The 23709-nt window shown below is 32.3% G+C and carries 19 protein-coding genes; 11 read left to right on the top strand and 8 right to left on the bottom strand.

Going from position 1 to position 23709, the window contains the following annotated elements; genetic code table 11:
* Positions 1-143 precede the first annotated feature (143 nt).
* The 5 genes from ACVCXO_RS19290 to ACVCXO_RS19270 all read left to right on the top strand — a co-directional run bounded on the left by ACVCXO_RS19290 (position 144) and on the right by ACVCXO_RS19270 (position 5032).
* Complete coding sequence (locus ACVCXO_RS19290) at positions 144-1379, top strand: DUF6638 family protein (protein ID WP_452231240.1); 1236 nt, start codon at positions 144-146, stop codon at positions 1377-1379.
* A gap of 77 nt (positions 1380-1456) precedes the next feature.
* Entirely contained in the window at positions 1457-1759 is a 303-nt protein-coding gene (locus ACVCXO_RS19285; protein ID WP_452231273.1) for a GIY-YIG nuclease family protein, read from the top strand.
* Positions 1760-1827: 68 nt separating this feature from the next.
* The gene (locus ACVCXO_RS19280; protein WP_452231239.1) at positions 1828-2361 is read left to right on the top strand and encodes a hypothetical protein; all 534 of its coding nucleotides are present in this window, start codon (positions 1828-1830) and stop codon (positions 2359-2361) included.
* Positions 2362-2501: 140 nt separating this feature from the next.
* Entirely contained in the window at positions 2502-4211 is a 1710-nt protein-coding gene (locus tag ACVCXO_RS19275) for a hypothetical protein (RefSeq protein ID WP_452231238.1), read from the top strand.
* A 167-nt stretch (positions 4212-4378) separates the two neighbouring features.
* On the top strand, positions 4379-5032 hold the full coding sequence (locus ACVCXO_RS19270) for a peroxiredoxin-like family protein (protein WP_452231237.1): 654 nt from the start codon (positions 4379-4381) through the stop codon (positions 5030-5032).
* Positions 5033-5099: 67 nt separating this feature from the next.
* Here ACVCXO_RS19270 and ACVCXO_RS19265 read toward each other — a convergent pair whose 3' ends face one another.
* Positions 5100-6575: a helix-turn-helix domain-containing protein gene (locus ACVCXO_RS19265; RefSeq protein WP_452231236.1), complete on the bottom strand. Its 1476-nt coding sequence runs from the start codon at positions 6573-6575 to the stop codon at positions 5100-5102.
* Between the two features lie 127 nt (positions 6576-6702).
* On the opposite strand from ACVCXO_RS19265, the gene aceB reads away from it, so the two are divergent.
* Both aceB and ACVCXO_RS19255 read left to right on the top strand, forming a co-directional pair.
* Positions 6703-8301 (top strand): malate synthase A, encoded by a 1599-nt coding sequence (aceB, locus tag ACVCXO_RS19260; protein WP_452231235.1) that lies wholly within the window; start codon positions 6703-6705, stop codon positions 8299-8301.
* A 255-nt stretch (positions 8302-8556) separates the two neighbouring features.
* A complete protein-coding gene (locus ACVCXO_RS19255) occupies positions 8557-10182 on the top strand; it encodes an isocitrate lyase (protein WP_452231234.1) in 1626 nt (541 codons plus the stop codon).
* A gap of 92 nt (positions 10183-10274) precedes the next feature.
* On the opposite strand, the gene ACVCXO_RS19250 is transcribed toward ACVCXO_RS19255, so the two are convergent.
* A complete protein-coding gene (locus tag ACVCXO_RS19250; protein WP_452231233.1) occupies positions 10275-11225 on the bottom strand; it encodes a bifunctional helix-turn-helix transcriptional regulator/GNAT family N-acetyltransferase in 951 nt (316 codons plus the stop codon).
* Positions 11226-11584: 359 nt separating this feature from the next.
* Positions 11585-12607 carry a formimidoylglutamase gene (locus tag ACVCXO_RS19245; protein ID WP_452231232.1) on the bottom strand — a complete coding sequence of 341 codons (1023 nt, stop codon included), beginning with the start codon at positions 12605-12607 and terminating at the stop codon, positions 11585-11587.
* Between the two features lie 132 nt (positions 12608-12739).
* Between ACVCXO_RS19245 and ACVCXO_RS19240 the strand changes: the two genes are divergently transcribed.
* Positions 12740-13624: a chromosome partitioning protein ParA gene (locus ACVCXO_RS19240; RefSeq protein WP_452231231.1), complete on the top strand. Its 885-nt coding sequence runs from the start codon at positions 12740-12742 to the stop codon at positions 13622-13624.
* Between the two features lie 172 nt (positions 13625-13796).
* Here the strand turns inward: ACVCXO_RS19240 and ACVCXO_RS19235 are convergent, their stop codons facing one another.
* The 4 genes from ACVCXO_RS19235 to fumC all read right to left on the bottom strand — a co-directional run bounded on the left by ACVCXO_RS19235 (position 13797) and on the right by fumC (position 18465).
* A complete protein-coding gene (locus tag ACVCXO_RS19235; RefSeq protein WP_452231230.1) occupies positions 13797-13940 on the bottom strand; it encodes a hypothetical protein in 144 nt (47 codons plus the stop codon).
* A gap of 265 nt (positions 13941-14205) precedes the next feature.
* A complete protein-coding gene (gene hutI / locus ACVCXO_RS19230; protein ID WP_452231229.1) occupies positions 14206-15441 on the bottom strand; it encodes an imidazolonepropionase in 1236 nt (411 codons plus the stop codon).
* An 85-nt stretch (positions 15442-15526) separates the two neighbouring features.
* Positions 15527-16966 carry an FG-GAP-like repeat-containing protein gene (locus ACVCXO_RS19225; RefSeq protein ID WP_452231228.1) on the bottom strand — a complete coding sequence of 480 codons (1440 nt, stop codon included), beginning with the start codon at positions 16964-16966 and terminating at the stop codon, positions 15527-15529.
* A gap of 101 nt (positions 16967-17067) precedes the next feature.
* Positions 17068-18465: a class II fumarate hydratase gene (gene fumC, locus ACVCXO_RS19220; RefSeq protein WP_452231227.1), complete on the bottom strand. Its 1398-nt coding sequence runs from the start codon at positions 18463-18465 to the stop codon at positions 17068-17070.
* A gap of 302 nt (positions 18466-18767) precedes the next feature.
* Here fumC and ACVCXO_RS19215 point away from each other — a divergent pair, with 302 nt between their 5' ends.
* Positions 18768-19607 (top strand): helix-turn-helix domain-containing protein, encoded by an 840-nt coding sequence (locus ACVCXO_RS19215; protein WP_452231226.1) that lies wholly within the window; start codon positions 18768-18770, stop codon positions 19605-19607.
* Positions 19608-19755: 148 nt separating this feature from the next.
* Here ACVCXO_RS19215 and ACVCXO_RS19210 read toward each other — a convergent pair whose 3' ends face one another.
* Entirely contained in the window at positions 19756-20931 is a 1176-nt protein-coding gene (locus tag ACVCXO_RS19210; protein ID WP_452231225.1) for a dicarboxylate/amino acid:cation symporter, read from the bottom strand.
* 491 nt (positions 20932-21422) lie between these two features.
* Between ACVCXO_RS19210 and ACVCXO_RS19205 the strand changes: the two genes are divergently transcribed.
* Together ACVCXO_RS19205 and ACVCXO_RS19200 are read left to right on the top strand one after the other, a co-directional pair.
* On the top strand, positions 21423-22925 hold the full coding sequence (locus ACVCXO_RS19205) for an aldehyde dehydrogenase family protein (protein WP_452231224.1): 1503 nt from the start codon (positions 21423-21425) through the stop codon (positions 22923-22925).
* A 526-nt stretch (positions 22926-23451) separates the two neighbouring features.
* Positions 23452-23625: a hypothetical protein gene (locus tag ACVCXO_RS19200; protein WP_162838505.1), complete on the top strand. Its 174-nt coding sequence runs from the start codon at positions 23452-23454 to the stop codon at positions 23623-23625.
* Positions 23626-23709: the final 84 nt, after the last annotated feature.

Below are 23709 nucleotides of genomic sequence, written 5' to 3'. Positions count from 1 at the left end.
GGAGAGAATAGTATCGAGAAGCAAGTGATTTTTGAAGCTATTCCATTTAAAATGTATTTAGATTGCAGATACAGGTGGAAATTTAAAAAATAGTATCGAGAAGCAATTCGTTTTTGTCCTCGAACTGATGAAGAAATAAAAAGATGCAAAAATTAAAAGCAGCAAATTTATACCAAAGTGAACTAATTCCAATAAGTGGAAAATTAGTAGAACGTTACAACAAATGTCTAGTGAAACTAGGCTTTGATGCAACCACACTTACTAGTTTTTCTATCGACGGCGTTGGTTGGAGTCCGGAAATAGCTGCAGAAAAAAAAGACATGCATTACCTAAATCATGGTGATGCTAATCCGCACGGCATTATTATTTCACCATTACAAAAAGGAAAACCAGTTTATATTCCATATCACACTTTTGATCGGGAAATGATGAAACTTGTTTTTAGTACGTACGAAGGTAAAATTAATGATATCACTAGAGATTGCGCTATTTGTTTAGATTTCAATCAGCATATTGATGCTTTTTATGAGCCATTAGATGTGCTTAAATATGATACTGTTTCTATTAATTTTCATTTGATAAATGAATTGTATCATGTGCAAAAAGAGCAATTTCAACTAATAGAAAAGTTTAAAACAGGTAATAATTTTATAGATGAAGATTTACAACAGCAATTATTAAAATCGGCGAAGACCTTTGGTGATTTGCGTGAGAGAGATTTAGAATTACCAGCTTTAGAATTTCAAACCAACTCTTTTTATACAAGAGCGCTTGGAGGCGTTTATGTATTAAGAGATTTTATTAGCGAAATTGTGGTTTTCGAAGATATGGATACCTATAAAGAAGCGATAAAAGATACCATTCACGACGTGCTAATTTATCATATTGAACAGCCAGAACTGATGGAGAAATTGCGAAATCATATGTTAATAGAATGTGATTTAGAAAAAGTTATAGAGAAGCCACAATACAGTCGTGTAAAAAAAATGATGCTGTATCAAGAATTAAAAGAAACCAAACATCCTATAAAAGATATTCTGAATGATAATGTGCTATTTAGAAGATACTTAAATACCATAGATGCAGAAGCTTTAAAGCGTGTAAATGGCGTAGAAATCTATTTAGAAAAAATAGAGCGAAGCAATGCTTTTAAAATCCATGATTTAGTGGATCAAAAGTTTTATGATGCATTACACCAACCACATTCGTCGTTAAATGCAAAACACCAAGATTTAATCTGGAAACTGCTAATTAATGTTTCATCAAAAGATGTGTTGTTTTTATATTGGTATGATAAAGAAGCTTTTTATAAAGCATATCAAACCTTTAGTGACTCTATGAAAGATTGGGTTATAGAAACTATTAGTAACAATATATAAAGAAATTAGACTAATTTAGTAGTTATAGTTTAAACATAGGTTTGTCATTCCGCACTGGATGCGGAATCCATTATAAAATGAAAGGAAATTATCATCAGTATTACACATATATACTTTCTAATATGAAAAATGGAACATTATATATTGGAATGACGAATGATTTAGAAAGAAGGATGTTTGAGCATAAAAATAAGCTGTATGAAGGTTTTACTAAAAAGTATGGTTTGCATATTTTAGTTTATTTTGAACAATTTCAATATGTAAACGATGCAATTAAAAGAGAAAAGCAATTAAAGAATTGGAATCGACAATGGAAAATTGATTTGATTGAAAAAGAAAACAAGAATTGGGAGGATTTATCATCCGATTGGAAATATTAATGGATTCTGCGTTACCCAATCAAGTTGAGTACAGGCTAAGCGCAGAATGACAAAACAACTAACAAAACATGACACTAGAACTAATCATATTTATCGCTTCTATTTTATTCGGAATCCTTCTGTATTGGAGAGAATCACAAGGAAATGGCGTTTATCGTTTTTTTAATAAGCTTTTTAATGCTAAAGAATTACAAATGCGTGCCACAAGTAAAAAAGGCTTTGTATATCAGCAATCTTTATTGTTGCGTATTGTATTTATTACTTCCTTGTTTTTAGTAGGAATTGTAATCGCACGATTTTTAATTCCTATAGATATTGCAACTATTTCTTTATTCGCATCGATGATTGTAGGAACCTTAGTAGGAACTTATATTGCTAATTTTGTGTTTAAATCTAGCGAAGTGATAGACGAACAAAGCGAATCTATTGAAGATGTTTTTCATGAAACTATTGAAAAAGGAAAAGATTTTATGGAGGACTTAAAGGAAAAAGGAGAACAAACTTTTTCTAAAAGAGAAGATGATATTGCAGAGATTAAAGACGAAACAAAAGTAGAAACGAAGAGCGCAAGAGAGCGTTTAAAAGATAAAGGATTAATGTAACTACTTGTCATTCCGCATTGGATGCGGAATCCACAAAAAAATAATAGATTCTGCGTCGTAGCGCAGAATGACAAAACAAAAAACTAACAAATTGCCATAGTAGCTAAAGGCTAATAACTAGTGGCAAAAAGCTATAAAAAATGTTAAAAAACTACTGGAATAAAGGAGGAAAGCAAAAAAGAATAGTAATTATTGGATTGCTAATATTAATCATCACATTATTTGTGTTGCGTGACGATTATCAACCAGCCTTACTATTTTTTAGAAAGTACATTTTTGTAATTCTTCTAAGTGCTATTGTGCTCTATTTTGGTTTGCGAAGATTTAGAAATACAGCTTCTGGAGGGAGCCGAATTGGTGTTTTGGTAATGATGATGCTTTTCTTTGGGATCCTTTATTTTGCAGGTTGGCATTTTAAAATGTATGATTATATGAAAACATATAACGTTTTTAATAATCTGAATAAAATTGAAATAAACGAATTGCCTTTAACGCAAAACGAACGTATCCAGCCTTTAAGAAACATTTATTCGATGGCTAACGAAAGTGTTGGTGAAACGAAAGATGTTTCTTTACCGCATTTAGTTCGAGTAGATGGTTTAAATAAATGGACGATGGCAATCCAGCCTACAGAGAAATACGTTTGGCAAGGGATGAGTGATAATACCGAAGAAGTTTTTTCGGTTTCGAGTACCACACCTTTTCCACGTTTTTCTAGTGAAAACAGAATTGCAGTAACTTTTTCTATTGGTGAATCTCTAAAGTTTAGTAGAAATACATACAACGCAGTGGTGCAACGTTTTAATCCTTGGATGCTTTTTAATTACGAGCCAAGCGATACGTTTTATATGAAAAATGATTCCGGAAAATGGGTAGAAGTCGTAAGTTTAATTAAGTGGAAAGGCTTCTTATTTCCATATCCAACCTTTGGAGGTGTAATGGTTGTAGATAGTGGAGAACACGATTTTAATGATTATCTAGAACGTGTTACTATTGGTAAAGGGACTTTTATTTCACCTGAAGAAATGCAAAACCATCCGTATTTAACGAAACAAAATACCTTGTCGGAAAAGGTTTCTCGCCTGCAAGCAGAATCTTTAAAATTTCTTGGCGGATTTAGTGATCCATTACCTTGGAATATGAAAACAGCAGTTAAAATTCCGAATTTACCGAACGATCAAAATCAGCAACCATTTGTAACGGATTTCGATTTTTCAGATACCAAAGTAAGTGCTTATAGTGGTTTATATCATTGGTTTGGTTTAGAACCAGTTGGTGATGAACGTACCAGTTTAACCTATAGTGTATTTGTTCCTGCAGATGGTACAGATGCTTTGTATTATTATGATCATGCTTCCAAAAAGCAAGGATATGCAGGAGTTTCGGCAATGCCTTTAAAAGTAATAGAGTCTAGAAAAGAATACGATTGGTCGGTCAACAAACCTGTAGAATTTAGACCGTATATTAAAGATATAGCTGGTAGAAAACGTATGTTTTTCCTAGGAACCGTTTCTGCAATAAGAGACGAAAGTGCACAATTTGATGGTTCTGCAACTCCAGATTTAGCTTTAATAGATAGTGAATATAGAGATGTGGTTTGGATTGATGCGAAACACCCGAGTCAATGGGAAAAAACAGTATACGACCAATTAAACGAAGCTTGGAGATCTAGTGAAGGTATTGGCTATTATTTTGCAGAGGAAACAAAAACGATAGAAACAGCGCAAAAGATTTTAGATTCTATAAAAGCAATTCCTGCTGTGGATAAAGAGTCGTTGCAAATTGAAAAATTACAACGTCAGATTGATTCTATTAAGGCTTTAAAGGAAACTGTTAAAATAGAAGAGTAGCGATTTCTTTTTGATGTAAAACTAGTGAAAAATCTAGTAAACGGTTTCAAGTATTTTTTTGCTATCAATTCACATATTGTGATCAAAGTATTTACTTAATAAAAAATATTTCTCAATTAGAAATGCACTAAAAAAATAAGCGGTACTGCTTTTAATTAAAAAAATTAATGAAAACCTTAAAAGAGCAAACAGATGCTAAAATTGCAGCTGGGAGAAAAGCTAAGCCTGACTTTATGAAAGGTGTTGATGCTATTATTAATAAAGCAAAAGCTTTCCAGGAGGGAGAAAATGCTATTATGGTTGGTGAAAAAGCACCAAGTTTTGTGCTTCCAAATCCTGAAGGAAATTTAGTTACACTAAAGAGTTTATTAGATAAAGGGCCTGTGGTTATTACATTTTATCGTGGGGATTGGTGCCCATATTGTAATTTACAACTTAGAGCTTTACAAGCTAAATTAGAGAATATTAAAGCACTAGGAGCAACATTAGTCGCTATTAGTCCTCAGGTGCCTGATGGTTCCTTATCTAAAAATGAAATTAGTGAAATAGAATTTATAGTATTATCAGACCAAGATGCAAAAGTAGCTTCGCAATATGGAGTTGCTTGGGAAGTTCCTGAGTTTTTAATGGAGCACATGCGAGTAGATCGTAATCTCGACTTAGAAACAATTAATAATGGAAATAGAAATATATTACCTATTCCAGCTACTTTTGTTTTAGGTACTGATGGCTTAGTAAAATGGAGCTATGTCAATGTAGATTATAGAACACGTTCAGAACCAAATGAAGTTATAGATGCTTTAAATAATTATCTTAATTAGCCATATTCGTGTAAAATTTAAAGGTGTTTTAGTAATTGTAAAAATGTATCCTTTATAAAATTATTTTCTAACTAAACTTCTCCATCAAATCGCTTACCACATTTTCAATTTTTTTGTTTTTTGCATGTCGATCTAAAAATATAGCTGGCGCTTTTCTAACTGCACAATTATGAATCGCACAACGCTCACAAGTAACACCAACATCTTGTGTTATTATTTTTTTGTTTTCCGCAAAATGAAGCTTCTTAAGTAGTTGTTTGTTTATTAATAATCCAATACTAATACTTCGATAATGGTTTTCTCTAAAAGGATCTTTAGTAGCGGAAGAAAGCACTAAATACTTCATATTATCACTTGGGTAATTCGATATTTGCATATCAAATACATGCTCTTTTTGGTTGGCGCTAATTTCTTTTAATACATGTAAAGAAACCCAGCGTCGGCAATAACTTTCATTCGTTTCATTAGCACGAGGAGAATGTTGATGTGATAAATGTAATTCTTTTTTAAGATGATATTTATCACTACCGGCTTTATGTGTAAATCGTAAAAAGAATAAATTCTGAATATTAAATTCTTTGGGTAAAATATTGGTTAAACGTTGGTAAAAAGATTCTGGCGAAGCATTAAAACTTTGCATTGTTTTCTCAAAAAGAGAAGTATCAAAAGTCTTTTTATCAAAAATGAGTTTTAGTTTTTGTGTGATTAATGCTTTTGGTAAAATTAATGCTCCTGCAAAATACGAAGCATAAAAATTGTTTAAAACCTGATCGAAATTTTCAAATTTAATCCAAGAGAAAGTATACAGTCTATCTTCTAATTTTAAATAATTATATGCTAATTCCTTGGCGTAAATAAAAGTCCGCTGTGCATCATCAATTTCACTAGCTAACAGTAAGGTTTTGTTTTTTGGCACAAACACAGAACGTAGATTAATTAAGCTTTTATGTTTGTCTAATTCGTTATTATGAATGGTGTAACCGTATTCTTCCACTAAAATATCTTCCAAATCCTTAGAAGTAATCGGTTGGGTTAAATCGACTTGATATGCTTTCGCGAAAGCAATAACACTTTCTTCTAAATCATTAAAGTAATTATTGTTTGCTTCTTGATACGAACGCAGCGAAGCCAAGTAAAAACTTTCTTTACTAAAATTATAATGTTTTGCAATTTCAATAATCGTACTAATAAAAGCATTTACTTTTGCTGGCGCATTTGCCACAATTTCAATTAGAGTGCTTTCTTTAATACCGAATACTTCTAACGGAATTTCTTTTAAAATCTTCGACTGAAGAATCTCACCAATAGGAGCGAGGTTCTTATCTAGTTTTAGCGATACCATTTGGTCATAAGGGATATCTAATTTCTCAGAAAGTGTGGCAATCTTATCTGGTTTTGGATATTTTTTTCCTTTTTCTATTTCGTTTAAATACGATTTTGAGAGCCCAGAAAGTTTCGATAAACCAAAAAGCGATAAATCCTTGTCTGTGCGTATTTGCTTGAGTTTCAAGCCAAATATGAGCTTTATATATTCTTCTTCCATAATTATAAAATCAAAGATACAAAATATTGCGAACTTTATAAAAAAAGCGGAAATATAAAATTTAGCGAACGTTCGCTTGTTTTATTAAAAAGTTTGTTTTAATATTGTAGAGTAAAATCATAACAACATGGAAAACATACTTTTAAAACAAACGAAGATCCAATTCGCAAAGGAGGTGAAAAATTACTATCCAGAAATTTTAACCGATAATGCTTTAACTTTTATAACTGCTTTACATGAAAAATTTAATTCGAAAAGAATAGAGTTATTAAGCAGACGAGAACAAGAACAAGCCGTTTTTGATACTGGCAAATTTCCAGAGTTTCCTAGAGAGACTAAAAATATTAGAGAAGGCGATTGGACTGCAGGTAGAATTCCGTTAGATATGCAAGATAGACGGGTAGAAATTACTGGTCCTGTAGATAGAAAGATGATTATTAATGCTTTAAACTCTGGCGCAAAAACGTTTATGGCAGATTTAGAAGATAGTAATGCACCAACCTGGACGAATACTATTGAAGGACAGCAAAACTTAATAGATGCCAATAATAAAACGATTTCTTTGTATGATTCTAGAAAAGATAAGTCGTATCAATTAAATAATAAAACAGCGGTTTTATTGGTGAGACCAAGAGGTTTGCATTTAAATGAAAGACATATTTTAATTAATAATGAAGAAGCTTCTGGAAGCTTAGTAGATTTTGGTTTGTATGTGTTTCATAACACCAAAGCGATGCTAGAAAATGGAACTGCTCCATATTTCTATCTTCCAAAATTAGAACATTACTTAGAAGCACGTTGGTGGAATGAAGTTTTTGTTTTCGCACAAGAATATTTAAATGTGTCCCAAGGAACTTTTAAAGCAACGGTATTAGTAGAAACGATTACAGCAAGTTTTCAGTTGGATGAAATTATTTATGAGCTGAAAGAGCATATTGTAGGTTTAAATTGTGGTCGTTGGGATTATATTTTCTCGTACATCAAAAAATTCAGAAACCATCCAAATTTTGTAGTTCCTAATCGCGATCAAGTAACTATGACAACTCCGTTTATGGATGCCTATTCAAAGTTAGTAATTCAACGTTGCCATAAAAGAGGAATTCTTGCTATTGGAGGAATGGCGGCACAAATTCCGATTAAAAATAACGAACAAGCAAATGCTGCAGCTTTAGAAAAAGTAAGAAAAGATAAAGAACGCGAAGTTAAAAATGGTCATGATGGTACTTGGGTTGCGCATCCAGATTTGGTAGCAGTGGCTATGGAAGAATTTAACAAATATATGCTAACACCAAACCAATTGGATGTACTTCGTGAAGACGTACATATTACCGCTGAAGATTTAGTCGAAATCCCTCAAGGAACCGTTACCGAAGCAGGAATAAGAAAAAATATTAATGTAGGTATTTTATATACCGAAGCTTGGTTACGAGGTCATGGAGCTGTAGCTCTTTACAATTTAATGGAAGATGCAGCAACTGCCGAAATATCCAGAACACAAGTCTGGCAATGGCTAAAAAACGAAGTCAAGTTAGAGGATGGTAGATTGTTTACGAGAACTTTATTTGATGCTATTTTGGATAGTGAAGTCGAAAAAATAATTACCATAATTGGTTCCGATAAGATAGAAAATACCAAGTTTGAATTAGCAATTCAGTTGTTTGAAAGACTAGTAACCCAGGAAAAATTCGAAGAGTTTTTAACGCTTCCAGCATACCAATACATTTAACCCATAGTATACAATAGAAAATCTATTACAGCTTGGAGCTACTGCAAATACTATCGCTGCGCAGCGCCTTTTATTTTCACCATAACAATGCTATGCTAAAAATAAAAAACACTAGTATTTATTGTATCTCCAAACTTCACAACGAAGTTCTATCGCATACTAAGGGTAAAAAAAAAGTCTCGCAACTACTGCAATAGTTTGCGAGACAACAATATCAAAATCTAGAAAAAAATCTTAATACATAAATACAAAATTATGAAAAATTTAGCACAAAGTAATTATAGTTCGGCTTTAGAAACAGTAAGAAATCTTAAAGCAAAGTATGGAAATACTTGGAATGCCATAAGTCCAGAAAGTGCTGCTAGAATGGTGACACAAAATCGCTTTAAAACAGGTTTAGATATCGCTAAATATACTGCAGCAATTATGCGTGAAGATATGGCTGCCTATGATGCGGATACATCAAACTACACACAATCATTAGGTTGCTGGCACGGATTTGTTGCGCAACAAAAAATGATTGCTGTTAAAAAGCATCATAAAACAACGAGCAAAAGATACTTATACCTTTCTGGTTGGATGGTTGCCGCATTACGTTCTGAATTTGGACCATTACCAGATCAGTCTATGCACGAAAAAACAGCAGTACCAAGTCTTATAGCTGAAATCTATGATTTTTTACGTCAGGCAGATGCTATCGAATTAAATGATTTATTCAAAAGACTAGAAAATGGGGAAGATGTACAAAATGAGATAGATAATTTTGAGACACATATTGTTCCAATTATAGCAGATATTGATGCAGGTTTTGGTAATGAAGAAGCTACCTATTTGTTAACTAAAAAAATGATTGAAGCTGGCGCTTGTGCTATTCAGATAGAAAACCAAGTAAGTGATGCGAAACAATGCGGACATCAAGATGGAAAAGTAACCGTTCCTCATGAAGATTTTATTGCGAAACTAAACGCTATTCGTTATGCTTTTTTAGAGTTAGGAATAGAAGACGGAATTATTGTAGCAAGAACAGATTCGGAAGGAGCAGGTTTAACACAAAAACTTCCAGTGAGTCAGGAGCCAGGAGATTTAGCGTCGCAGTATTTAGCTTTCGTAGAAGCCAAAGAGATAGCTATTACAGATGCAAAAGAAGATGATGTATTGCTTAAAAGAGATGGCAAATTAGTGCGTCCGGTACGTTTACCAAACGGTTTATACAAATTTAAAGAAGGATCGAATATAGATCGTGTGGTTTTAGATTGTATTACAAGTCTTCAGAATGGCGCAGATTTATTATGGATTGAAACACCAACACCAAATGTGAAACAAATTGCACACATGGTAAATAGAGTGAAAGAAGTGGTGCCGAATGCAAAATTGGTTTATAACAATTCGCCATCTTTCAACTGGACCTTAAATTTCCGTAAACAAGTATTTGAAGAAATGCTTGCGGAAGGAGAAAATATGACTGCTTACGACAGAAATAATTTAATGAATGCAGCATATGATAATACCGAATTGTGCTTCCGCGCAGACGAGAAAATTAAAACGTTCCAAAAGGATGGAGCAAGAGAAGCTGGTATTTTTCACCATTTAATTACTTTACCAACCTATCATACAACGGCATTACACATGAATGATTTAACCGAAGGTTATTTTGGTGAAGATGGCATGTTAGCATACGTAAAAGGTGTACAAAGACAAGAAATTAGAAAAGGAGTTTCTTGTGTAAAGCATCAAAGAATGGCGGGTTCTGATCTTGGAGATGACCATAAAGCATTTTTTGCAGGAGATAAAGCCTTAAAAGCTGGAGGAGAAAATAATACTTCTAATCAATTTGAGGTTAAAGAAACAAATAATGTAAAAGCAGAGAAACTAAGTGCTTAAGGTGGAAGCACAGTAGTTATACAAATTTAATAGTTAAGTTTAGTTGGTTAAAAAGACGTTTCTACTTTAGAAACGTCTTTTTTTTGTTCTATTTACAGCGGATATTCCATTTTAATATCACAACGTTCATAAACGCAATTTGCTTCCACAGGTACTTCAATAAAACCGAATTTTCTATAAATGTAGATGGCATTTTCCAATTTTCGGCTAGAGTAGAGTAGTAGTCTTTTAAATTCTTGTTCTTTGGCAAAGTCTAGGCAATGTTGCATGAGTTTCTGTCCTATTTTAAAGCCTCTGTGTTCTGGCGAAACTGCCATTTTTGTTAGTTCGAACGTTCCTTTTTCTTGTATTGGCATTAATGCAACGGTACCAACAATTTCGTCATTTAATTTTGCGAAAAATATATACCCGCCTTTATTTATAATATAATTTTCAGGTTCGCTTAATACCTTTTTATCATAAGGTTCTACCTCAAAATATTTTTTTAACCATTCCATATTTAAAGTATAGAAATCGCTGGCATACTTGTTCTTAAAAGCGATAATTTCTAATGCTGTTTGTGTTTTCATTTGTATTTTATCTATAATTAATTGACTCATACATTGCGTATTTAATTTACTTTCTAGTCTATTTAAATGTTCTATTAAAGAAGTAGAAGCATCTGTCGTAAAATCTTTTATTACTAGATCAATTGCATTCCAAATTGGATGGACTTCGATAAGAAATTGTTCTCCTTTTTTTGATAGCTGAATATTCTTTTTTCTTTTATCTGTTTTAGATGCGGTTACCGTTATTAATTCTTTTTTTAATAATTTATTAATAGACTGAGTAATTGCAGGTTGTGATATGTTTAAAGAGTCGTTTATTTCGGTAGTTGTGACCTCTTTTTTATTCGTAATAATCTTAAATACAGGAAATAAATAGGGATCAAAATCTAGGTTAAAATAAGTATAAACTAGCTGCGTTTCCTTCATCATTGACTCACTTATTCGTTTTAATCTAGAACCTATTCCTAATTCTCCAAATCCCTGTAATGCATCCATAATATAAATAGTTATATAAGTACTTATGTAAAATTAATGCTAAATATTTTATTTTCCAAAGGAAATCTTTTATTTAAGGAATATTATTGCGAAAAACAGGAGTAATATAGATATAGTAGATATAAAAAAGGTAAGATTAAATATAGATTTATCCGCGACTTTTTTGCGTATTAAATCTACAATCATCCAAACTGGGATTAAAAAACTCAATACAAAAGCAGGAGTAGAGAAGACTTTAGAAAATGCCGAGAACCAATTGGATCGCACTTGATTAAGTTCCATAAATACTAGTGTGATTACAAATACAAAAATTATAAATGTAAGTCCTAATCGGAAAAGTTCTAACTTAATTTTTGTCATTATTTTGCGGTATTAGATCTAATAAAATCGGTAATAAAATAGCTTATTAATTTACCAACTTGTGTTTCGTTTTCTGGAGTAGCGACTGCTTCACAAATATGCAAGTACGTTGCGTTTTTATGTTTTGCAAAATAATCTATAAAGTTTCTAGCTTTGGTAACCGAAAACCCACTTGGTGTTTTGGCGCTACTAGGTATGTTTTCAATAGCGTCACAATCTATTTCAATACCAAAAGGTTTTGAAGAAACGTGTTTTAAAGCGCGCTCCATTTCTTTTTTAAATTTCAGTTCTCTTCGAATAGCAATTGCTTCAAACGTATTAAAGGAAATCCTTTTTTGCTTTGCAATGCGGTTTAAAATGTTTTGCGAATTATAGTTTTCATGCAACCCAAAAATAAAGTAATTATTTAAAAAACCTTCCGCGAAAGCGTAGCTAAAACCATTACCACTATGCCTTCCTTCTTCATCTCTAAAATCGGTATGTGCATCAAAATTCACAACATTTACAGCGGTATTTAAAGCGAGCGAACTCCCTTTAATATTACCATAAGCGTTGTTATGTCCGCCACCAATAATAATCGGAATTTTACCAGATTTCACTATAGTATGTACTAAATTAGACACCTGTTTGTCTATTTTTTGCACCATTTTTCTAGCTTTGGTTATGTCTTTGCTTTTGGTTTGATCTAATTTTTCTAGTTTTTCTAAGGCTTCATTAAAATCTAAATGTCCTAAAACAAGGACTTTATTAGCATGTGTAAATTGGTTACTCTGTATATTTAACAAAATTTTAATTACGGCTTCAAATGTAGTGGAAGCGCCTGATTTTCCGTGATTTGCAAAAACGCCTACGTCTTCCGGTAAGCCAATCAAAACATAGCTAACATCTAAATTTATAAGTTGCTCGTATATATTGGAAACAGTAGTTAGTACTTTAATGTGTTCACCAAATTTAGATTCTTTTGGTCTTTTACTAAGCAAGCTTTTTAGTTTTGTGTCGTTAAATAAAACCAATTTGTCCATAAAATGAAGTCTGTTTTTTTAAGTAAATAAAAGTACATTTTTTTTATACGAAACAAGAATTATAATATTAAATAATAAATATATTTGAAACAACAATTACGCTCTAAATTTTAACCTTAAAAACAAGTAATTATGACAGATAATAAAAATAGCATAGGATTAAAAGTAGCTTTAGGTATTGCATTAGCATTATTTTTAGGAACTGGATTTTATACTTCTACTTTATACCAAGAGAAAAAAGAAAATGAAGTGCAGCTTACTAAAGAAAAGCAATTAGTAATGAATGATTTAAGCAATATGGCAAAACAATATGATATTGCTATTGGTGAAAATGATATAGCTAATGAAAAATTAATTGAAGCTAAAGAACGTATTCAAGGACTTATGGATTCTTTAAAAGTATCGGAAGCAAATGTTGGGAGCTTATGGAAATACAAACAAAAGTACTTATCCTTACAAAAAGAAATGGATGTTCTTTTAGTGGAAAATGATAGATTGAAAGTGGAGAACCAATTGCTAGCAACCTCTTTAGATAGTACTAAAGTTAGACTAGAGCAACGTACTATGTTTACAGATTCTTTATTAGTACAAAATACAGCTTTAGCAGAAGTGATGGAAACGGCATCTGTTTTAAATACAGTCGGTTTAAAAGGATATGGCGTAATAGAACGTAGTTCTGGTAAATTAATTCCTACAGAGAGAGCAAGACGTGTAGATAAGATTAGAGTTTGTTATACGGTTGCTAAAAATAGATTAGTACAAGCAGGAGATCAAGAATTTTATGTGCAAGTAATAGGTCCTGGAAATAATATTTTAGGTGAAAATGCACAAGTTCAATTTGAAGACCAAATTTTAAACTATAGTGTTATTAGCAAGTTTAATTATGAGAATAACTCTTTAGACGTTTGTGAGTTTGTTACCGCAAGAGGAGATAACGATTTTGTAAAAGGACGTTATGTAGTTAATGTTTTTAATGAAAAAGAATTAATTTCAAGCGACGAGTTTTCTTTAAAATAATAGTTAGTAATTAATCCATTTAAAAGTCTGGGACTATTTCGTTTCAGGCTTTTTTATTTGCATAATTGTGTAATACAAGCATCTCTAGTATTCCAAATTTCTTGAAAAGTATATGGAGTGTTTTTAAAAGAAATCCTGCTTTTAATGTAGTTTTATATGTCCTTCGGAAGGATTATTTCTTCCAATAGAATTGCATATTAAACGATGTTTGACTTTCTTGGTTTCTAGTAAAATCCAATAGTTGGTCTTTAAACTTCAAATAGGTGTGTGCTTCAGGAATATATGCTAAGTTATAATTTGCTAAAATTTCATCCATTCTTAAAGTATTCGTTTCTTTCCTATTATAAATACATAAACAAAATGGAATCTTCGCTACTTTATTTTCAATAGCAATTTCTTTTAAAAATACATGTTTAGTAGAACAAGTTCCTTTATTTTCTTTTTGAATAGCGATGAAATTACTTTAGTTTATATTTCTTCCTTAAGGTAAATGTTTTGTGTATTCACAAACCGAAATAAAATCTGTTAAGCCTAAAGCAATTCAGGATTTGGATAATGGTTTTAAGGCATTTAATACAAAATTATAGGATGCTTCCATTTATAATTACGGTGTCTATATTATTTTCGCCAAAAGCGTAAGGTAAAAAGTTGTAGCTTGGTACTTCTTTGGTTATAATTAGGTTTGCTTTTTTACCTCTAGTAATACTTCCGTACTGATTAGAAATTCCCATGGCATACGCACCATTTATAGTTGCTGCGTTTATCGCTTCTTCTGGTGTCATTTTCATTTTTATACAAGCAGTACTTACCACAAAATTCATGTTTCCGCTAGGTGTAGAACCAGGATTATAGTCTGTTGCTAGAGCCAAAGGTAATCCTGCATCTATTATTTTTCTGGCCGGCGTATATGGTATACTTAAAAAGTAGGAGCAGGAAGGTAGTGCTACTGCAATGGTATTACTTCCTTTTAGGGCTTGTATGTCTTCGTCTTTTAATTCTTCTAAATGATCTACAGAAAGTGCGTTATGTTTTACGCCAAGAGCAATGCCGCCAAAAGCGTTAAATTGGTTGACATGGATTTTAGGCGTTAAGCCATGTTTTTTTCCTGCGGTAAGTAAGCGATCTGTATCTTCTAAACTAAAGTAGCCTTTTTCGCAAAAAACATCTATATAATGAGCAAGTCCTTCTTTTTCAATTTGAGGAAGCATTTCATTAATCATTAGATCTAGATAACCCTTTTTGTCTTCTTTATATGCTTTTGGTAACGCATGAGCACCTAAAAAAGTAGCTTTTACTTTTATAGGAAATTCTTTTTTAATGCGTTTTATAACGCGAAGCATTTTTAGTTCTGCTTCCACAGTTAAGCCATAGCCAGATTTAATTTCTAAAGCTCCTGTACCAAGCTTCATGACTTTGTGCACGCGTTGAATAGATTGTTGGTATAAATCTTCTTCGGAGGTGTTTTGAAGCTTTTCTGCTGAATTTAAGATTCCACCACCACGATTTGCGATGTCTTCATAACTTAATCCATTAATCCTATCTACAAATTCTTGTTCTCTATTTCCTGCATAAACGATGTGTGTATGGGAGTCACACCAAGTGGGAAGTACTATTTTTCCTGTGGCATCTATTACTTTATCAGCTTCTATAGATGTTAAGTCTTGCATACTACCATAGGCTACAATGGTATCATGCTCCATGTAGATATATGCGTTTTTAAGGCTTGGAAGTGTTTTCATATCGCTTCCAGAAACCTTCAAAACGTTGGTATCTCTAACTTGTAGTAATTCTTTAATATTGGTAATTAGTAAGGACATAGATTTTATATTAAAGCCTAAATTTAAGGAAATAAAAAAGCGTTGGCAATATGCCAACGCTTTAAATTTTATAAAGTGTAGAAGTTTATTGTTTTACAAACTTGTATGATTCAGTGGAATTATTAACTCTAATAGTATATAATCCGCTTGCTAAACCAGAAACATCCATATAATCATTAGTATTTATAGTATGTGATATTATTTTTTTTCCTAAAACATCATAGACTGATATATCCAATGGTTCTGTATTAGAACGCTTAAAATTAAGTATATCCTTTGTCGGATTTGGATATATTGTTAAATCAGAAAAGGTATTTTCTTCCATACTTAAAGTAGGCAAATTATTTTCTATCCAATCTACTGTGCTACTAGCACGACCAACGGTACCGATATCCTTTTTGCTGTCTCCATTAAAATCATTTACAGTAATATCAAACATTTGATAATTAGTATCTACAATTAATTCGTGAGATGTACTTGGATTTGCATTACTTGCACCTTTAAACCAAATAACGGCATCATTACCTGTACCACTATCTGTAAGTATAACATCATTAAAAGAATCACCATCCATATCAGTAACAGCAATAGCTCCAGGTCTAGCAATTGTACTTGCATCAGAAATGGTGTGTGTTGTAGAAGCTCCATTTTTTATTTTATCAAACCACTGAACATCTCCAGATGAATTATCTACTTTAACTACATCCATTTGGCCATCATTATTTACATCTGCAAACTTAACTACAAATAAATAAGAACTTCCTGTATTAACAGTTACCGCATCTTTAATCCAAGACACAGTGCCAGTTTCTACGAATTGATTATAAAATATTTCGATTGGCTGTCCAGCGCTAAAATAACCGACTAAAACATCTAAATCACCATCATTATCATAATCTGCTAAATCTGTATAATATGGAAGCGTATAAGGAGAAGTAGTGTCCTCTTCAATATCAGATTGAACAGTAAAACCACCCATTCCGTTTCCAGCATACCATTTAACTCTACTAGCGGCAGGTGCCGTTGCGTTATAATAATCCACTATAACTATATCAGTAAAAGTATCACCATTAATATCACCAGCAACAACTTGAGCTGGTTCACCAAGCATATTATCAACTGCTACTTCAGGTCCAAACCCTCCAGCTCCATCACTTAAAAAGTAAACTAGTTTGCCTTGGTTAAGAGAAGTTGCAATGATATCATCACCAAATTGGCCATCAATATCAGCAATTATAAGACCATCTACCCAAAGAATAGATGATGATAAAGTTGGTTCAATTGAAAAGTTTCCGGCTCCATCATTTTTATACCATTTGATATAATCTTGTATTGGTGTACCGTTATTATAATGATAAGTAGCCATAACAATATCCATATCTCCATCACCATCAAGATCCCCAGATGCAATCTCATAGGCGCCATCTCCAGTTGCAGGATCAATATTTTCTAATATCCAACTTTGTGAATAAATTAAATTGCTAGCAATAGTAATTATTATAATTGTAAGTAGTTTTCTTTTCATATGTTTTCGTTTTTTATGGTGCATGTTCTGTAGCTATTTATTTACAAATATAGTAAATAGCAAATGCGTACTTTTTATCGGTAAAATAAAGGGTGTAATCGTTATTTTAAGCCACCAACCATATTCTCAGGTTTTACCCAAGCGTCATAATCTTCAGCAGTAACGTAACCAAGATTTATAGCTTCTACTTTAAGCGTTGTTCCGTTTTTATGCGCTGTATTTGCAATTTCTGCAGCTTTGTAATACCCAATTTTAGTGTTTAAAGCTGTTACTAACATTAAAGAGTTGTTTAGTAATTCTTTAATAACAGCATGGTTAGGTTCAATTCCAGCAGCGCAATGTTCTTCAAAACTTCTACAAGCATCTCCAATTAATTGTGCAGATTGTAAAACGTTTGCAGCCATCATTGGCTTAAACACGTTAAGTTCATAATGTCCTTGCATACCACCAACGCTAACAGCTACATCGTTCCCCATTACTTGGGCACAAACCATGGTTAAAGCTTCACATTGCGTAGGATTCACTTTTCCAGGCATAATAGAACTTCCAGGTTCGTTTGCAGGTATAGTAATCTCTCCAATACCAGAACGAGGACCAGAAGCCATCATACGAATATCATTAGCTATTTTATTTAAAGAAACAGCTAGTTGTTTTAAAGCACCATGCGTTTCTACTAATGCGTCATGAGCAGCAAGTGCTTCAAATTTATTTGGAGCTGTTATAAAAGGTAAGCCTGTAAATTCTGCAATAAATTCACTAACACGTTTTGCGTATCCTTTTGGTGTATTTAATCCGGTACCAACGGCTGTACCACCAAGAGCAAGTTCACTTAAATGTTCTAATGTGTTGTTTAAGGCTTTTAATCCATGATCTAATTGCGATACGTAACCCGAAAATTCTTGTCCGAGTGTAAGTGGCGTAGCATCCATTAAATGCGTTCTACCAATTTTTACGACTTCTTTAAATGCTTCCGATTTCTTTTTTAAGGTATCTCGTAGTTTTGTTACTCCTGGAATGGTGTTTTCTACAATTTTCTTGTAGGCAGCAATATGCATTCCTGTAGGAAAGGTATCATTAGAGGATTGTGATTTGTTTACATCGTCATTTGGCTGAATGACTTTTTCTCCTTCGCCAATAACTTTTCCTGCAATTTGTTGTGCTCTATTAGCAATAACCTCATTTACATTCATGTTACTTTGCGTACCAGAACCTGTTTGCCAAATTACTAACGGAAACTGGTCATCATGCATTCCAGTTAAAATTTCATCACATACTTGTGCAATAAGATCTCTTTTTTCAATAGCTAAAGCACCTAACTCACAGTTAGTAAATGCTGCTGCTTTTTTTAAGTAAGCAAAACCATAAACAATTTCTAAAGGCATAGATGCTGTTGGACCTATTTTAAAGTTGTTACGAGAACGTTCTGTTTGTGCTCCCCAAAGTTTGTCTGCAGGAACGTTAACGTTACCCATTGTGTCTTTTTCTATTCTGTATTCCATAATATTGATGCTAATTTTAACGATGTAAATTTACGTATTTATGGTTTATTGGAGGATGTTTTTTTATGTTTATTTGTCAGAATATTATATGATTTTCGGAAAACGAATAGGAGGAATGTTTGAAGAAAAAAGGTAACTTCGCATCATTATAATGAAAAGAATTGAAATGATTTTTGCACTTTAAAGTGATAAAAAGAACAAGATGTTACGCTTCCTGAAATAGCACTAAACAAGTATTTCACAAAAATTGGTTAATGATTATTTAATTGGAAGAGATATAATAAACAGCAAAACAATACCAAATGCCAATAGAAAATATTCCTGAAATCTTCATTAAGGAAAAAAAAGAAAGTCTAGATTTATTTGTCTACGACTTTAAAATGACCACTGATGTTGTAAAAAGTAAGGTTAATTTAGGCATGAATATGTTCAGTTTTTTACAAGTTGGTAAAAAGCAAGTTCACTTTGCAGGAAATGCAGTTGCTGTAAATAAAGACCAATCCTTATTGCTTAAAAAAGGAAATTGGCTTTGGACAGAATTACTAGATACGGAAGCTATTTATTACTGTAAGCTTTTCTTTTTTTCGGAAAATAAACTCACCGATTTTTTAAGTAAGTACACCAACAATATAAAACCACAGAAAGAAGATGTGCCCTATTTTGTGATTGAAAATGACGATTATATTGCGGCTTTTATAAGTTCATTATCTTCTAGTACCTTTATAGATCATAGTTATAGTAATGCATTATTATCTTTAAAATTTGAAGAAATAATGCTTTATATGCTTAATAAGTATGGAGATAAATTTGAATATTATTTACATTCTTTAATTTCTAAAGAAGTTTCGCTGTTCAAAAATACAGTAGAGAGTAATGTGTATTCTAATTTGAAATTGGAAGAAATTGCCTTCCTATGTAATATGAGTTTATCGACTTTTAAACGTCATTTTACAAACGAATATAAAGAACCACCTGGAAAATGGCTTCAAGATAAACGTCTTCAAAAAGCAAAAGAATTATTACAAGGTGGCGATTTAAAAGCTTCTGATATCTATTTGGATATTGGTTATAACAACCTGTCGAACTTTAGTGTAGCCTTTAAAAATAAGTTCGGAATTAGTCCAACAGATATTTCAAATTAAAGATAAACGATTCTCTTAGAGTAATAATTCTCTAGAATTATTTTAACAAATACAGTCTACGAAACTTAATATAAAACTTCCATTTAGCTGTTTTTTTAGGCTCCATAAGAGATAAAATACATAAAGATATTTAAATTAGTTTTTAAAACTAACTAACTACTTTTTCTTTCGTTATTTCATTTACGACTAAAGAAATAGCACCATCGCCAGTAACGTTACAAGCAGTACCAAAACTGTCCATTGCAATATATAAAGCGATCATTAATCCTAACATTTCTTCATCGAAACCTAACATAGATTGCAAGATACCAACAGCAGCCATAATTGCTCCTCCAGGCACTCCAGGTGCTGCAATCATAGCGATTCCTAAGACAAAAATAAATCCGGCAAAGAGTGTGAAATCAAAAGGCATTCCGTGTAAAATCATTAATGCCATAGCACAAGCCGTAATTTTCATAATACTACCCGAAAGATGAATTGTAGCACATAAAGGAATAACAAAACCTGCAATTTTTTCTGAAACACCATTTTTCAAAGCTTGTTCTAAGGTGACCGGAATGGTAGCTGCCGAAGATTGCGTACCTAATGCCGTAAAATACGCAGGCATCATGGTTGCTAGTAATTTTAATGGGTTCTTTTTGGTAAGAATACCTGCTATAGTATATTGAAGTACTAGCAATAAAATATGTAAGGCAAAAATGACTCCGATGATACTGATAAAAACAGAAAGGATGGAGAACACTTTTCCGCTAAAAGACATGCTCGCAAATATTCCTAAAATAAATAGTGGTAATAATGGTACAATTACGTTTTCTATTAATTGCATTATAATTTTCTGAAAATCTTTAACTACCGATTTTAAACTCGATTTCTCTTGTGCGGCCAATCCTAAACCAATTACAAAAGCAAGAACTAAAGAGGTCATTACATCTAATGCTGGTGGAATATTGATACTAAAATAAGGTAATAATTCACGACCAGCATCGGTAATCTGAGCAGCATCATTAATATGAGATTCTAAAAGTTGTGGGAAAATGTTAGATGCAGTAAAATAAGTCATAAAACCCGAAAATAAGGTGGAGCCATAAGCAATACCAGCGGTAAGTAATAATAATTTACCGGCACCTTTTCCTAAATCGGAAATAGCAGGCATTATTAAACCCATGATAATTAACGGAATTGCGAAATTTAAAAATTGTCCAAAAAACGCATTGAAAGTTGTAAATACACGATTTATAGATTCAGGTAAATATTGTCCGAAAACAATACCTAAAACTATAGCTAGAAAAACTTTAAATAGTAAGTTTGAAAATATACGCTTCATAAGAATATGCTAATTAATAGAAAACAGTAACTGTTTCGCTGGAGGTTATTTTTAAGCTCGCTAATATACAATCAATCTTAGGATACCACATTTTATAAAGCCTTTTTTTAAGTATTATAATTCCCGTAGTATCGATATATATTTAACTGATTATTTGCAAGTAAAGCGAATTGGAGAAGATTATTATTTATTTGTTTTAGCAACACCTATAACTTCCTGTATGCCTTTGATTTGTGTTTTTAGAATAGGTGTTTAATTAGTTCAATGAATAATTTAAACCAAAATAATAATTAGTAAACCGATCATATATAGGTAGTTATGTTTGTTTGTCGGGTTTTTGATTTCAAACGACAATATATTGACCTTTTTTCATAAGTTGTTGAACCGTATCAATAACTTAACAAGTATATACACGCTATACATTTGTATCCTAATTAAAAACGCTTGCTTTTAGTAAGTAGGAATTTAAAATAAAAATAAAATTTATAATTATGGCAAATGTAACAAAACCTGTATTCAAAGAAAGATACGGGAACTTTATTGGAGGTAAATTCGTAGCACCTGTAAAAGGACAGTATTTCGATAATGTATCTCCAGTAGATGGTAAAGTATTTACGCAAGCAGCACGTTCCACGCAAGAAGATATTGATCTTGCTTTAGACGCAGCACACGAAGCGTTTCCTTCATGGAGTACATCTTCAGCTACAGAACGTAGTAATGCTTTATTAAAAATAGCGCAAGTAATGGAGGATAACTTCGAATACTTAGCAACTTTAGAAACGATCGATAATGGGAAACCAATTCGTGAGTCTCGTGCAGCAGATATTCCTTATTGTATTGATCACTTTCGTTATTTCGCAGGTGTTATTCGTGCAGATGAAGGAAGTATTTCAGAACACGATAAAAACACAGTAAGTATTGTATTGCACGAACCTATTGGTGTTGTTGGTGAAATCATCCCTTGGAATTTCCCAATGTTAATGCTAGCTTGGAAAATTGCTCCAGCTTTAGCAGCAGGTTGTACAGCGGTTGTTAAACCAGCAGAACAAACGCCTACAAGTGTTATTGCTTTAATGGAACTTATTGGTGATATTTTACCTGCAGGAGTATTAAATATTGTAACTGGTTTTGGTACAGAAGCTGGTGCAGCTTTAGCAACCTCTAAACGTATTGCAAAACTTTCTTTCACTGGTTCTACTGAAACAGGTCGTAAAGTTTTACACAATGCAGCAGAAAATATTATTCCAGTAACCATGGAGTTAGGTGGTAAATCTCCAAATGTATTCTTTCCATCTGTAGCAGATCATGATGATGATTTCTATAGTAAAGCGATTGAAGGTGCATTAATGTTCTCGTTAAATCAAGGTGAAATTTGTACTGCTCCGTCTCGTATTTTAGTTCACGAAGATATCGCTGACGATTTCATAGAAAAAATGAAAGTACGTTTAAAAGCAATCAAGACAGGAAATCCATTAGATCCAGAAACCATGATAGGTTCTCAAGTTTCTAAACCGCAATACGACAAAATTCTTGACTATATTAAAATAGGAAAAGAAGAAGGTGCAGAAGTGGTAGCTGGAGGAGATGCTGGTAACTATGAAGGGGAACTTTCTGAAGGATATTACATTCAACCAACCGTTTTAAAAGGAAATAACAAAATGCGTATTTTTCAAGAAGAAATTTTTGGACCTGTTGTAGCATTAACAACATTCCGTTCTACTGAAGAAGCAATCGCAATCGCAAACGATACTCCTTATGGTTTAGGTGCAGGTGTTTGGTCTCGTGATGCGCACGAATTATTTCAAGTTCCACGTGCTATTCAAGCGGGTAGAGTTTGGGTAAACCAATACCATACATATCCTGCTCACGCACCTTTTGGTGGTGTTAAAGAATCAGGATTTGGTCGTGAAAACCATAAAATGGCTTTAGATCATTACCGTGTTGTAAAAAACATGTTAATCTCTTACGACAAGAAACCTATGGGATTCTTTTAATGCATTATTAGCAACTAAATTCTATGATAAAACCCCAGACCTTCTGGGGTTTTATCGTTTAAAGTTACTACGGCAGCGCGCATTTTTACCAGTATAGATATAGTATATTGAAAATATTTAATCCGAATTAAACTTAAGGAAGCCATTCGCTAAAACTTGAAATTTTATAATACCATGCTGTTTTTTTTCTAGTTTCTAGTAAAAGAATATTTTCATTGTGAATTAAATGAGAAGTGGTAGTTTCTAAATTCTAGATATTGGAATAGTTCTTTATATTCATACTTGCAACTCCAATTCTTCCTGCTTCTTTTGTTAAAGGGATTTTAGTTGTTATCGAAATGATTAGAAGGAATGAGATTGTTTTTTTTTAAATAATTAATTTCGGGAATAGGAATGGACAAGATGCTATCTTTTTAGCAAAAACATTAGTATTAATAATTCTGTTAATAATTCTACATTTTATATTGCATAAAAAAACACTTTGTTTTATATTTGCAATATTAACAAATAAGATACCAAAAAAATTATGTTTGAATTTGACCAATATTTAGGCTTTTTAGCATTCTTAACCATTTTAACTATAGGTTTCTGGTTAATGATATTTTTAATGACTTTTATTATACCTTACTGGATTGGTGGTTCTTTAATGGAGTTTTTAAAAGAAAAAAGAGACGAGAAAAAAGCTGCGCGTAACGCATAAGTTTTAAATAAATATATTAAAAAGGGGAAACACATTGTGTTTCCCCTTTTTTTGTTTGGTCTAATTTTAAAATTTATAAGCTTA

The organism is Lacinutrix sp. MEBiC02404, from assembly GCF_053601575.1.
The sequence above is the reverse complement of the archived record's forward strand: the minus strand, read 5'-3'. Positions and strand labels throughout refer to the sequence as shown.

What these genes read in the sequence shown, in the direction of transcription:
- ACVCXO_RS19270 (WP_452231237.1), top strand. Translation starts at nt 4,379, where the DNA reads ATGAAAACCTTAAAAGAGCAAACAGATGCTAAAATTGCAGCTGGGAGA.
- ACVCXO_RS19215 (WP_452231226.1), top strand. Translation starts at nt 18,768, where the DNA reads ATGCCAATAGAAAATATTCCTGAAATCTTCATTAAGGAAAAAAAAGAA.
- ACVCXO_RS19290 (WP_452231240.1), top strand. Translation starts at nt 144, where the DNA reads ATGCAAAAATTAAAAGCAGCAAATTTATACCAAAGTGAACTAATTCCA.
- ACVCXO_RS19225 (WP_452231228.1), bottom strand. Translation starts at nt 16,966, where the DNA reads ATGAAAAGAAAACTACTTACAATTATAATAATTACTATTGCTAGCAAT.
- ACVCXO_RS19245 (WP_452231232.1), bottom strand. Translation starts at nt 12,607, where the DNA reads ATGGACAAATTGGTTTTATTTAACGACACAAAACTAAAAAGCTTGCTT.
- ACVCXO_RS19265 (WP_452231236.1), bottom strand. Translation starts at nt 6,575, where the DNA reads ATGGAAGAAGAATATATAAAGCTCATATTTGGCTTGAAACTCAAGCAA.
- hutI (WP_452231229.1), bottom strand. Translation starts at nt 15,441, where the DNA reads ATGTCCTTACTAATTACCAATATTAAAGAATTACTACAAGTTAGAGAT.
- ACVCXO_RS19250 (WP_452231233.1), bottom strand. Translation starts at nt 11,225, where the DNA reads ATGGATGCATTACAGGGATTTGGAGAATTAGGAATAGGTTCTAGATTA.
- ACVCXO_RS19280 (WP_452231239.1), top strand. Translation starts at nt 1,828, where the DNA reads ATGACACTAGAACTAATCATATTTATCGCTTCTATTTTATTCGGAATC.
- ACVCXO_RS19275 (WP_452231238.1), top strand. Translation starts at nt 2,502, where the DNA reads ATGTTAAAAAACTACTGGAATAAAGGAGGAAAGCAAAAAAGAATAGTA.
- ACVCXO_RS19285 (WP_452231273.1), top strand. Translation starts at nt 1,457, where the DNA reads ATGAAAGGAAATTATCATCAGTATTACACATATATACTTTCTAATATG.
- ACVCXO_RS19240 (WP_452231231.1), top strand. Translation starts at nt 12,740, where the DNA reads ATGACAGATAATAAAAATAGCATAGGATTAAAAGTAGCTTTAGGTATT.
- ACVCXO_RS19255 (WP_452231234.1), top strand. Translation starts at nt 8,557, where the DNA reads ATGAAAAATTTAGCACAAAGTAATTATAGTTCGGCTTTAGAAACAGTA.
- ACVCXO_RS19235 (WP_452231230.1), bottom strand. Translation starts at nt 13,940, where the DNA reads ATGGATGAAATTTTAGCAAATTATAACTTAGCATATATTCCTGAAGCA.
- ACVCXO_RS19200 (WP_162838505.1), top strand. Translation starts at nt 23,452, where the DNA reads ATGTTTGAATTTGACCAATATTTAGGCTTTTTAGCATTCTTAACCATT.
- aceB (WP_452231235.1), top strand. Translation starts at nt 6,703, where the DNA reads ATGGAAAACATACTTTTAAAACAAACGAAGATCCAATTCGCAAAGGAG.
- fumC (WP_452231227.1), bottom strand. Translation starts at nt 18,465, where the DNA reads ATGGAATACAGAATAGAAAAAGACACAATGGGTAACGTTAACGTTCCT.
- ACVCXO_RS19210 (WP_452231225.1), bottom strand. Translation starts at nt 20,931, where the DNA reads ATGAAGCGTATATTTTCAAACTTACTATTTAAAGTTTTTCTAGCTATA.
- ACVCXO_RS19205 (WP_452231224.1), top strand. Translation starts at nt 21,423, where the DNA reads ATGGCAAATGTAACAAAACCTGTATTCAAAGAAAGATACGGGAACTTT.